This is a genomic window from Staphylococcus sp. FSL W8-1207, from assembly GCF_038003745.1.
GTDB classification, from domain to species: domain Bacteria; phylum Bacillota; class Bacilli; order Staphylococcales; family Staphylococcaceae; genus Staphylococcus; species Staphylococcus equorum.
Genome location: NZ_JBBOPU010000002.1, coordinates 291,208 through 304,407 on the forward strand (window position 1 = coordinate 291,208; position 13,200 = coordinate 304,407).

The 13,200-nt window shown below is 40.1% G+C and carries 7 protein-coding genes, 2 rRNA genes and 1 other RNA gene; all 10 read right to left on the bottom strand.

What is annotated here, in order from left to right:
* Positions 1 to 80: 80 nt before the first annotated feature.
* The 10 genes from NSR03_RS11080 to treP all read right to left on the bottom strand — a co-directional run bounded on the left by NSR03_RS11080 (position 81) and on the right by treP (position 13,177).
* A 23S ribosomal RNA gene (locus tag NSR03_RS11080) occupies positions 81 to 3,004 on the bottom strand.
* Positions 3,005 to 3,292: 288 nt separating this feature from the next.
* Positions 3,293 to 4,845: ribosomal RNA gene (locus NSR03_RS11085) — 16S ribosomal RNA — on the bottom strand.
* Together the 16S and 23S rRNA genes form the textbook arrangement of a ribosomal RNA operon.
* 531 nt (positions 4,846 to 5,376) lie before the next feature.
* Positions 5,377 to 5,973: a recombination mediator RecR gene (gene recR / locus NSR03_RS11090; RefSeq protein ID WP_002505985.1), complete on the bottom strand. Its 597-nt coding sequence runs from the start codon at positions 5,971 to 5,973 to the stop codon at positions 5,377 to 5,379.
* Between the two features lie 4 nt (positions 5,974 to 5,977).
* Positions 5,978 to 6,295, bottom strand: a complete 318-nt coding sequence (locus tag NSR03_RS11095; RefSeq protein WP_002484224.1) for a YbaB/EbfC family nucleoid-associated protein — start codon at positions 6,293 to 6,295, stop codon at positions 5,978 to 5,980.
* An 86-nt stretch (positions 6,296 to 6,381) separates the two neighbouring features.
* Entirely contained in the window at positions 6,382 to 8,100 is a 1,719-nt protein-coding gene (dnaX, locus tag NSR03_RS11100; RefSeq protein WP_002512048.1) for a DNA polymerase III subunit gamma/tau, read from the bottom strand.
* 59 nt (positions 8,101 to 8,159) lie between these two features.
* A complete protein-coding gene (locus tag NSR03_RS11105) occupies positions 8,160 to 8,699 on the bottom strand; it encodes a GNAT family N-acetyltransferase (RefSeq protein WP_069820975.1) in 540 nt (179 codons plus the stop codon).
* Between the two features lie 191 nt (positions 8,700 to 8,890).
* Positions 8,891 to 9,160: signal recognition particle sRNA large type (gene ffs / locus NSR03_RS11110), an RNA gene on the bottom strand.
* Positions 9,161 to 9,269: 109 nt separating this feature from the next.
* Positions 9,270 to 9,995, bottom strand: a complete 726-nt coding sequence (gene treR / locus NSR03_RS11115) for a trehalose operon repressor (protein WP_002505988.1) — start codon at positions 9,993 to 9,995, stop codon at positions 9,270 to 9,272.
* 28 nt (positions 9,996 to 10,023) lie between these two features.
* A complete protein-coding gene (gene treC / locus NSR03_RS11120) occupies positions 10,024 to 11,658 on the bottom strand; it encodes an alpha,alpha-phosphotrehalase (RefSeq protein ID WP_002512045.1) in 1,635 nt (544 codons plus the stop codon).
* Positions 11,659 to 11,749: 91 nt separating this feature from the next.
* Positions 11,750 to 13,177 (bottom strand): PTS system trehalose-specific EIIBC component, encoded by a 1,428-nt coding sequence (gene treP, locus NSR03_RS11125; protein WP_002505990.1) that lies wholly within the window; start codon positions 13,175 to 13,177, stop codon positions 11,750 to 11,752.
* Positions 13,178 to 13,200: the final 23 nt, after the last annotated feature.

Below are 13,200 nucleotides of genomic sequence, written 5' to 3' on the forward strand. Positions count from 1 at the left end.
AATGAACTGTATAAAAAATTATACATTCAAAACTAGATAGTAAGTAAAATTTGATAATGCCAAACAAAACACTTTTAAATTTGATTAAGTCTTCGATCGATTAGTATTCGTCAGCTCCACATATCGCTATGCTTCCACCTCGAACCTATTAACCTCATCATCTTTGAGGGATCTTATAACCGAAGTTGGGAAATCTCATCTTGAGGGGGGCTTCATGCTTAGATGCTTTCAGCACTTATCCCGTCCATACATAGCTACCCAGCGATGCCGTTGGCACGACAACTGGTACACCAGAGGTATGTCCATCCCGGTCCTCTCGTACTAAGGACAGCTCCTCTCAAATTTCCTGCGCCCACGACGGATAGGGACCGAACTGTCTCACGACGTTCTGAACCCAGCTCGCGTACCGCTTTAATGGGCGAACAGCCCAACCCTTGGGACCGACTACAGCCCCAGGATGCGATGAGCCGACATCGAGGTGCCAAACCTCCCCGTCGATGTGAACTCTTGGGGGAGATAAGCCTGTTATCCCCGGGGTAGCTTTTATCCGTTGAGCGATGGCCCTTCCATGCGGAACCACCGGATCACTAAGTCCGTCTTTCGACCCTGCTCGACTTGTAAGTCTCGCAGTCAAGCTTCCTTATGCCTTTACACTCTATGAATGATTTCCAACCATTCTGAGGAAACCTTTGAGCGCCTCCGTTACTCTTTAGGAGGCGACCGCCCCAGTCAAACTGTCCATCTGACACTGTCTCCCACCATGATAAATGGTGCGGGTTAGAAATCCAACACAGCAAGGGTAGTATCCCACCAACGCCTCGACGTAAGCTGGCGCTCACGTTTCAAAGGCTCCTACCTATCCTGTACAAGTTGTACCGAATTTCAATATCAGACTACAGTAAAGCTCCACGGGGTCTTTCCGTCCTGTCGCGGGTAACCTGCATCTTCACAGGTACTATGATTTCACCGAGTCTCTCGTTGAGACAGTGCCCAAATCGTTACGCCTTTCGTGCGGGTCGGAACTTACCCGACAAGGAATTTCGCTACCTTAGGACCGTTATAGTTACGGCCGCCGTTTACTGGGGCTTCGATTCGTAGCTTCGCCGAAGCTAACCACTCCTCTTAACCTTCCAGCACCGGGCAGGCGTCAGCCCCTATACATCACCTTACGGTTTAGCAGAGACCTGTGTTTTTGATAAACAGTCGCTTGGGCCTATTCACTGCGGCTCTCCTGGGCGTTAACCCTAAAGAGCACCCCTTCTCCCGAAGTTACGGGGTCATTTTGCCGAGTTCCTTAACGAGAGTTCGCTCGCTCACCTTAGAATTCTCATCTTGACTACCTGTGTCGGTTTGCGGTACGGGCACCAAAATTCTAGCTAGAGGCTTTTCTTGGCAGTGTGAAATCAACGACTCGAGGAAACAATTTCCTCTCCCCATCACAACTTGACCTTAAGAGTGCCGGATTTGCCTAACACTCAGTCTCATTGCTTGGACGTACAATCCAATAGTACGCTTCGCCTATCCTACTGCGTCCCCCCATCGCTTAAAACGAAATTTGGTGGTACAGGAATATCAACCTGTTATCCATCGCCTACGCCTATCGGCCTCAGCTTAGGACCCGACTAACCCAGAGCGGACGAGCCTTCCTCTGGAAACCTTAGTCAATCGGTGGACGGGATTCTCACCCGTCTTTCGCTACTCACACCGGCATTCTCACTTCTAAGCGCTCCACATGTCCTTGCGATCATGCTTCAACGCCCTTAGAACGCTCTCCTACCACTGTCCTTACGGACAATCCACAGCTTCGGTAATATGTTTAGCCCCGGTACATTTTCGGCGCAGTGTCACTCGACTAGTGAGCTATTACGCACTCTTTAAATGATGGCTGCTTCTAAGCCAACATACTAGTTGTCTGGGCAACGCCACATCCTTTTCCACTTAACATATATTTTGGGACCTTAGCTGGTGGTCTGGGCTGTTTCCCTTTCGAACACGGACCTTATCACCCGCGTTCTAACTCCTAAGATAAAATTGATTGGCATTCGGAGTTTGTCTGAATTCGGTAACCCGATAAGGGCCCCTCGTCCAAACAGTGCTCTACCTCCAATAATCATTACTTAAGGCTAGCCCTAAAGCTATTTCGGAGAGAACCAGCTATCTCCAGGTTCGATTGGAATTTCTCCGCTACCCACAACTCATCCGCTCACTTTTCAACGTAAGTCGGTTCGGCCCTCCATTCAGTGTTACCTGAACTTCAGCCTGGTCATGGGTAGATCACCTGGTTTCGGGTCTACGACCAAATACTCAACGCCCTATTCAGACTCGCTTTCGCTACGGCTCCACATTAACTGCTTAACCTTGCATCAAATCGTAACTCGCCGGTTCATTCTACAAAAGGCACGCCATCACCCATTAACGGGCTCTGACTACTTGTAAGCACACGGTTTCAAGTTCTATTTCACTCCCCTTCCGGGGTACTTTTCACCTTTCCCTCACGGTACTGGTTCACTATCGGTCACTAGAGAGTATTTAGCCTTGGGAGATGGTCCTCCCGGATTCCGACGGAATTTCTCGTGTTCCGTCGTACTCAGGATCCACTCAAGAGTGAACAAACTTTCGACTACAGGATTATTACCTTCTTTGATTCATCTTTCCAGATGATTCGTCTAATTTGTTCTTTTGTAACTCCGTATAGAGTGTCCTACAACCCCAACAAGCAAGCTCGTTGGTTTGGGCTCTTCCCGTTTCGCTCGCCGCTACTCAGGGAATCGATTTTTCTTTCTCTTCCTGCGGGTACTAAGATGTTTCAGTTCCCCGCGTCTGCCTTCAGATATGCTATGTATTCACATATCGATAACACGACATAACTCGTGTTGGGTTTCCCCATTCGGAAATCTCTGGATCAAAGCTTACTTACAGCTCCCCAAAGCATATCGTCGTTAGTAACGTCCTTCGTAGGCTTCTAGTGCCAAGGCATCCACCGTGCGCCCTTAATAACTTAATCTTTTCGACCTTCAACACGATAAAATCGGTTGAAAACCTAAAATGTTATTAATCTGTGAGTGTTCTTTCGAACACTAGCGATTATTTCTATTTTTTTGAATTCAAGCTTTTTAAAACTCTAATTCACTCGGTTTTGCTTGGTAAAATCATAAATTTTACTTACATATCTAGTTTTCAATGTACAAAATAACGCAATGAATACTCGTAATGAGCATTCAAAACTGAATGCAATATGTCAATGTCGTTCCTCTTCATCTTCTCAAGGAAGATGTTCCGAATATATCCTTAGAAAGGAGGTGATCCAGCCGCACCTTCCGATACGGCTACCTTGTTACGACTTCACCCCAATCATTTGTCCCACCTTCGACGGCTAGCTCCATAAATGGTTACTCCACCGGCTTCGGGTGTTACAAACTCTCGTGGTGTGACGGGCGGTGTGTACAAGACCCGGGAACGTATTCACCGTAGCATGCTGATCTACGATTACTAGCGATTCCAGCTTCATGTAGTCGAGTTGCAGACTACAATCCGAACTGAGAACAACTTTATGGGATTTGCATGACCTCGCGGTTTAGCTGCCCTTTGTATTGTCCATTGTAGCACGTGTGTAGCCCAAATCATAAGGGGCATGATGATTTGACGTCATCCCCACCTTCCTCCGGTTTGTCACCGGCAGTCAACCTAGAGTGCCCAACTAAATGCTGGCAACTAAGTTTAAGGGTTGCGCTCGTTGCGGGACTTAACCCAACATCTCACGACACGAGCTGACGACAACCATGCACCACCTGTCACTTTGTCCCCCGAAGGGGAAGGCTCTATCTCTAGAGTTTTCAAAGGATGTCAAGATTTGGTAAGGTTCTTCGCGTTGCTTCGAATTAAACCACATGCTCCACCGCTTGTGCGGGTCCCCGTCAATTCCTTTGAGTTTCAACCTTGCGGTCGTACTCCCCAGGCGGAGTGCTTAATGCGTTAGCTGCAGCACTAAGGGGCGGAAACCCCCTAACACTTAGCACTCATCGTTTACGGCGTGGACTACCAGGGTATCTAATCCTGTTTGATCCCCACGCTTTCGCACATCAGCGTCAGTTACAGACCAGAAAGTCGCCTTCGCCACTGGTGTTCCTCCATATCTCTGCGCATTTCACCGCTACACATGGAATTCCACTTTCCTCTTCTGTACTCAAGTTTCCCAGTTTCCAATGACCCTCCACGGTTGAGCCGTGGGCTTTCACATCAGACTTAAGAAACCGCCTACGCGCGCTTTACGCCCAATAATTCCGGATAACGCTTGCCACCTACGTATTACCGCGGCTGCTGGCACGTAGTTAGCCGTGGCTTTCTGATTAGGTACCGTCAAGATGTGCACAGTTACTTACACATTTGTTCTTCCCTAATAACAGAGTTTTACGATCCGAAAACCTTCATCACTCACGCGGCGTTGCTCCGTCAGACTTTCGTCCATTGCGGAAGATTCCCTACTGCTGCCTCCCGTAGGAGTCTGGACCGTGTCTCAGTTCCAGTGTGGCCGATCACCCTCTCAGGTCGGCTACGTATCGTTGCCTTGGTAAGCCGTTACCTTACCAACTAGCTAATACGGCGCGGGTCCATCTATAAGTGATAGCAAAACCATCTTTTACTTTAGAACCATGCGGTTCCAAATGTTATCCGGCATTAGCTCCGGTTTCCCGAAGTTATTCCAGTCTTATAGGTAGGTTACCCACGTGTTACTCACCCGTCCGCCGCTAACTTCAAAGGAGCAAGCTCCTTATCCGTTCGCTCGACTTGCATGTATTAGGCACGCCGCCAGCGTTCATCCTGAGCCAGGATCAAACTCTCCATAAATGAATTATGATGTTTGATTAGCTCATAAAATACTAATTTGTGTGTTATCTCTAACACGTTTGAACCAACAATTTAATGTTGTGTTCGGAATTAACGTTGACATATTGCAATTCAGTTTTCAATGTTCATTTCTTAATCACAAGACTTAATTCTACAGGTTATAACTTGAAAAGTCAATAACTTTTTAAAATTAATTTTCGTTGTGTTTCGTATTTCTTTTTTTGTGTTTGTCATGTTGTTTCGCTCTACTAGTAATACTATACACGCATAAAAACCTTTTAACAACTATAAAATTTACACTCTAACCGGCTCACAACAACCTCTGAACACTAATAAGCATACTTTATTATAATAATTCATATTAAAGTTCGTTTTATAACCAGTAAACATCTGAAATCTATCTTCAAACCATTGGAACACACTTGTTACGCGTACTTTAAATTCTTTTACATATTTTTAATTTTATTTACAAATGATTAAAGCTACCTATATAGGTAGCTTTAATCATTCATATATATGTTTAATAATATACTACATCTCTGTTCGGCCCATAATCGCTTTCGACAATGTAACTTCATCAGCGTATTCTAAATCGCCACCTACAGAAAGACCTTGAGCTAATCTCGTTACAGTAACACCAATCGGTTTTACTAACCTCGAGATATACATCGCTGTAGATTCACCTTCTAGGTTTGGGTTCATCGCTAAGATAAGCTCTTTAACTTCTTCATCTTTCAAACGATTAATTAAACTCGGTATATTAATATCCTCTGGTCCAATACCATCCATTGGAGAAATAGAGCCATGTAACACGTGATATAAACCTTTATATTCACGCATCTTCTCCATAGCAATGACATCTTTATCATCTTCAACTACACAAATAATTGTGCGATCTCTCTGTTTATCTTGGCAAATGTAACATGGATCTTGTTCAGTTATATGTCCACATTCACTACAATAGGTAAGTTCTCGTTTAACATCCACTAAAGATTTAGCAAATTGGACAACATCGTCTTCTTTCATATCTAATACATGAAACGCCAGACGTTGAGCGGTCTTCGGCCCAATGCCTGGCAGTTTCATGAAACTGTCAATAAGTTTTGAAATCGGTTCAGGATAGTGCATATGATCACATTCCAGGAATGTTTAAGCCTTGAGTGTGCTTGCCTAAGCGTTCTTGTGTAAGTTCATCAGCTTTATTCATTGCTTCATTCGTTGCAGCAATCACTAAGTCTTGTAACATTTCAATATCGTCTGGATCTACCGCTTCTTCTTTTATTTCTACATCTAGTACTTCTTTATGACCTGATACCGTTACAGTAACCATGCCACCACCAGCTGTACCTTGTACTTTCTCTTCTTTTAATTTCTCTTGCTCTTCGCCCATTTTCTTTTGCATTTTTTGCATTTGTTTCATCATTTGTTGCATATTTCCGCCACCGCGCATAAATTTTTCCTCCTTGAATCTTCTATATCATTTTTATGATTATTCTTTCGTTTCATTATACATGCCTTTTTATTCATTGTCATGTATCACTCTTCATCTATTACATTTACAGTACTCTCACCAAATAAATCTTTAGCTTTTTGAACAACGTCAACTTCTTCCGTTACTTCCGGAGTAGAGGATTGGCTATTACTTTCACCTTCTGTTGCTGTGCTACTCTTTCTATTTTGTAGATATTCCGTTCTAACTTTCATCCATTGATCGGCAGGCACACCTACAACTTTGACTGTTTTATCGATGATTTTACAAACAACATTCTCAATATTCTCTCGTTTTTCATCATCTTTATTAACAATTTCACAGTGTATTTCTTCTTCAAACTTAATCAGAACGTGCGTTTCACTTGCTGCAACTGGTTCTGAATTTTGCAAGAGGCTCACTAACGATTTCATATCATTGCTTTTCGCGTGATTAATGACCTCTTCCCAATGGTCTTTCAATTGCTTAATATCATCTTTATTGGCTTTGTCTAATACTTTAGCAATTTGTTGCATAGAAAAAGTGTTCTTAGACTGCCCACCTTTGTTGGTAGTTCGTTTAGTTTGTTGAGGCGTGTTGCTCGTAGTCACACCTTGCGCTTTTATAGTCTTCAATTCACTTTCTAACTGTTCCATTCTTTGCAACAGAACGTCATTATTAGGTTCTGTTGCAATACCTGTAGTCGCTACTGTTTGAACGCTCTCGGGTTTTTCTTTTATCATTTCAGCGATTTTAACTAGTAATACTTCGAAATGTACACTTTGATTTACACTGAATCGAATCGAAACGAGTGTATCATTGATGATATCAATCATTTTATAAAGAACATCTAAATCAAAATGCATTAATGCATCATATTCAGTTTCTACATTAGAAGTCTTATTCATTATCGTATCTCTCACAAAATAAATCATATCGTTAATCAAACGATTGACTTCTTTCCCTTGTGATATGAATTGGTGGTAAGTTGAAAAAGCACTTTTCACATCTCCTTGAACTACTTCTTTCAGTAATTCATTTAAGGCACTAGCATCTACACTACCAGTTACGTTCAGTGCATCTTGTAACGTGAGGTGCTCATCTCCAAAAGCAATGGCTTGATCCATGATACTTAACGCATCACGCATACCGCCTTCTGACGCTTTCGCAATAAATTCCAATGCAGCAGTATCGTATTCAATTTCTTGCGAGTTTGCTACAAACTTTAAACGTTCAACAATTTCATCTTCACTAATTGCTTTAAAATCAAACCTTTGTGATCTTGAAATAATCGTCGGGGGTATTTTGTGAGGTTCTGTCGTCGCTAATATAAATATTGCATGTGCTGGTGGCTCTTCTAACGTTTTAAGCAACGCGTTAAAAGCACCCGTTGTTAGCATGTGTACCTCATCTATAATATATACTTTGAATTTCGATTCACTAGGTGCATATTTAACTTTATCTCTAATGTTTCTTATTTCATCTACACCGTTATTACTTGCTGCATCAATTTCAATGACATCTGAATTCGTTCCACGCGTGATTCCCTTACATATTGCACATTCATTACAAGGTTCACCATCGGTACGTTCAAGACAGTTTATGGCTTTTGCGAACACTTTTGCAATACTCGTTTTACCTGTTCCTCTAGGCCCGCTAAATATATAAGCATGAGATTGTTTACTTTTAGCAATCGCATTACGTAGTGTCTTAGTTACATGCTCCTGACCCACAACATCTTCAAAGCTTTGCGGTCGGAACATTCTATATAAAGCTTGATAATTCACTTTCGCACCTCCAATAGCATTCATCAACTATTATAGCATTGTACTTTATACTTTGAATATCAATTAAAAGATTCTGGATAAACCACTTTTCCATTAGGTTGCTCCGTTAGTTGTTCCCAAAGGAATTTGACCATAAAATTTTTCGAAGGTAAATCAAACGGACTGTATATACTGTATATATGGTATTGTTCCGCTTCTTCATAACCTAATTTGCTGTAATACTCCGTAGCTCCTAAGACAATAATCGTTGTATAACCTTGCGCTTTTGCTCTCTCTTCTGCTGCTTGCACGAGTGCTTTTCCCAACCCCATATTTCTATATGCTGGTAAAACAGATAGTGGCGCTAATGCTAATGCAGTAAAACTTGTTTCTTCATTAACGATTTGGATTTCTGATAACAAAATATGACCGATTACTTCGCCGTCATCATTTTTCGCGACAACTTCTAATTCATAGTTATATTCTAAAGTTTTTCTCAATTTCACAACTAACGCTTGCTCATCATGCTGTGACTCAGCGATATCTTCAAACGCAGATTTTATTGTTTCTAAACTTGTATCATAATCATTTTCAGTTAAAGTACTTAAGTATATTTGCATCGACATCCCCCTTGTAACGTTTAATTTCCAAACTTTGACTCAACAACATCGGCTTTGTGAGAAGTTTTAAACGATACCAACATCCTATCAAAGTATTCCTTATATTTTAATATAAAAAAAGAGCGACTGCTATCAAAAGATACGTCGCTCAGTATTTATATAAGTTTATTTCATTCTTTAAAAAATTAAAACCGTGCACCTTCACTTCGAATGTGTATCACAAACGTAACCAAAGTCGTTAGCTAAATCTCGGCAACCCTACGGCACATACGATAATCCACTTAATGCTGCTTCCGTCAGGACCTGACATGGTTCGTGGGTTCATATTGCATAGGACCGAGATCTTCAAACACTACGTGCTTTGGGCAGACTTCACAAAAACACACCCTTAGCAAAGGAATTCAGTCTCGCGTAAAGCGGATTTCGAGTACAGGGAACCGCTACCTCCCCACTTAGCACGGCAAAATATATCATACTATAATTTAACAACTGATTGCAAGTATAACCTATCCTGGATACTATATCTTCATTATATAAATCACATTTTAGTCATTTTTACGATAAAATATATTACCTTTTGTGACGTCTAGAAAAATCATTGAATTTAAACTCTGTAGCTAAGTGTTTCGAAACATTATATTGGAATATTGTAGTATCTTTCAAATGTACAATGCCTCGAACTGTTGCCGTATATGGTGGTACCACATCGCCAAATATTTCTTGTTCTCTTTCTCCGAAGCCCTCAAACGTAATCGACTTATTAGAGTAGCTAATTTCTAAACCTAATATATCTTCTATATACTCATATAGTGATGCTTTAGCAATCTCCGTAGTAAGGTTCGGGACAATTGCTTCTATTAAGTAATCTTCATCTATAATCTTTACTCTGTCTTCTATTTTTCTAATTCGAACGATATGCCACAATACTGTTCCTTGTCGAACATTCAAGGCCTTTTGTACTTTAGGAACTTCACCCGCAGTTATCTTTTTAAACACCTTGACGTCAGTTTCATGTCGCAAGCCTAATCCTTGTTGAACTTCTCTAAAACTGGTTAAATCTGCAAAAGGAAATTCTGTTAAGCCTTGATAGATAACAACCGAACCTTTGCCGCGAATCTTCTGAATCATACCGTCTCTCACTAATAAGTTCAGTGCTTTACGTACTGTTTCACGAGAGGCACTATAGGTTTCTACTAACTCATGCTCAGATGGCAATTGAGTGCCATACGATATGCGTGACTCTATGATGTCTGTACGTATTGTTTCATATATCGTAATAAATTTTTTCTGTGTCATGCGCGCTCACTCACTGCCCTTTTCTAAATTATTGTGCAATTACAATTGCGCCAAATCCATCAATTAATTCATTTGTTACTTCACCATGTTGGATAATAATTTCTCCCTCAATAGCTAAATCTTCTGGAATCGTTACTTGTTCATTTGAAAAGTTTGCAATAACAAGCCACGTTTCATCATTGTAATGGCGTTTATAAACAAACAACTCATTATGCTCCATATATAAAGGTACTATACTCCCATACGTAATAATATCGTGTTCATGACGTAATTGAATCAAATGTCTATAAGTGTGCAATATAGATGATTCATCTTTAATAGCCGCTTCAACATTGATTTTATCAAAATTATTTGGAACATCAATCCATGGAGTACCAGTAGTAAAGCCCGCGTTCTCTGTATCAGTCCATTGAACTGGTGTTCTTGAAGTATCGCGAGATTTTTGCCCTAATATAGTAATAATTTCTTCTTCTTTATAACCTGCATCTTTCATATTTTGATAAGCATTTAAAGATTCAACATCACGATACTGGTCAATGTTTTCAAAATCTGGATTTGTCATACCGATTTCTTCACCTTGGAAAATATAAGGCGTGCCTTGTAACATATGCAGTACAGTAGCTAACATCTTAGCACTTTGTTTACGCATTTGTTCAGACGAGTCATCACCAAAACGAGAAACAACACGAGGCTGGTCATGGTTACACCAGAATATTGCGTTCCAACCGCCCCCTTCATATATACCAAGTTGCCATTCCATAAGTATATCTTTTAATTTATGGAAATCTAATTTAGCATTCGTCCATTTTTCACCATCGGCATAATCTACTTTTAAATGATGGAAATTAAAGACACTACTTAATTCTTGGCGCTTAGTATTCGTATATTTAATACAGTGATCTATTGTAGTTGAGGACATTTCACCAACCGTCATTATGTCTTTGTCTCCAAACGTACGACGATTCATCTCATGTACATATTCATGTACGCGTGGTCCATCTGTATAAAACTCTTTGCCGATTTTTTCAGAGTCTTTAAACTCACCTTTAGAAATCAAATTAAGCACATCAAATCTAAATCCATCTACACCAAAACTAATCCAATGGTTAACAATGTCATATAAAGCATCTCGCACCTCAGGATTATCCCAATTTAAATCAGCTTGAGTAACGTCGAATAGGTGCAAATAATATTCATTTGTTTTTTTATCATATTTCCATGCATTACCACCAAATTTTGACTCCCAGTTTGTTGGTGGTTGATTATCTGCTGATCGTCTAAAGAAGTAATAATCTCTATAAGGACTTTCTTTATCTGCATATGCTTGTTTAAACCATTCATGTTTTGTAGAGGTATGATTAATTACAATATCCATCATAACTTTTAAATCACGCTTATGCGCTTCACTTACTAATGTTTCAAGATCTTCTATTGTTCCAAATTTTTCATTAATTTTGTAATAGTTACTAATATCATAACCATTATCGTTCATTGGCGATTCATATACTGGTGTTAACCAAATGTAATCTACACCTAGATATTGTAAATAATCTAGTTTTTCAATAATACCTTGTAAATCACCTTCTCCATTACCTGTTGTATCATTAAATGATTTTGGATAAATTTGATAAACAACTGATTTTCTCCAATCATTATGTGCCATAACAATTACCACCTTTTCTTTTACTGTTTTCAAAAAGAAACTCGCTAATGAATTTTAGCGAGTTTAATTGTACTTATCTATATAACTTAAATTATTTTTCAACCATTTCTTTTGTTTCTTCTTTACTAAATCTTGATAGAACAACAGTTAAAATTGCTGGTACGACAATTGCTAAAAGAGTACAAATAGCATATATTAACCAGAAATCCTTTTGGATAGAAATAATAGCTGGCACGCCGCCTACGCCTACGCTACCTAGCACACGACTTGCACCTATAATACCACCTATCACACAAGATGTTGAAATCGCTGCTAGAAATGGATATTTTAGTGGTAAGTTCACCCCGAATAATGCTGGCTCTGTTACACCTAAGAAACCTGAAATACCTGAAGTCATAGCAAGACCTTGTTCTTTGCCCATTTTACGTCTTCTATAGACAAACCATGCGCCAAATGCTGCTGACCCTTGGCAAATGTTAGATATTGCAAGAATTGGCCATAGGTATGTGCCGCCAAGACTACTTCCCATTAATTGGAAATCTACCGCTAAGAACATATGATGTAAACCTGTGATAACGAGTGGTGCATAGAACAGACCATAAAGTGCGCCACCTAACCAACCAGCATGTTCAAAGACAAATGTCACGCCTTCTGTAATTCCTGTACCAAGCCATAATGCAACTGGCCCAATAACTATAAATGCTAAGAAACCTGTAATCAGTAGCGCTACCGGACCTACAACTAACATTTTAATTGAATCATGAATATATTTATTTAAGAACTTCTCAATTTGAGCTAATACATAAGCTGCAAGTAAAATCGGCAACACTTGTCCTTCATAGTTCAATTGCTTAATTTCTAAACCGAAAATATCCCAAGTAGGAATATTACCACTAGCAATATCATATTGTGAAGCTAGTTGTGGATTCATTAAAATTAAGCCTAGTACTAGACCAAGTATTTGACTCCCACCAAACACGCGCATACTACTCCAACCAATTAATGCTGGTAAGAATATGAATGCTGTACTTGCAATTACATTGATAATATTAGAGATATCTCCAAGTTGAGGAAATTGTTCTACTAACGGTTTAGGACCAAATAGCCCTTCCATCGTAAGTAAATTATTAATCCCCATAAGTAAACCAGCAGTAACAATTGCCGGTAAGATTGGAATAAATATGTCCCCCAACAATTTAATCAATCTTTGGACCGGATTACCCTTTTTAGCCGCTGCAGCTTTCGCGTCATCTTTTGACGCTTCACCTACACCTGTTTCTTCAATAAATTGTTTGTAAACTTCATCGACTGTGCCTGGACCAATGACAATTTGATACTGGTTATCAGCTTTGAATTGTCCTTTTACTAAATCATTATCACCCAATCGATCCTTATCTACTTTATCATCATCTTTCAAGACAAGTCGCAAACGCGTTACACAGTGTGTTGCTGTGTCCAAGTTGTCTTTGCCCCCAATAGCTTCGACTATATCTTGCACATCTTTCTTTTTAACTGCCATGATGATTCACTCCCTTTTTCTTT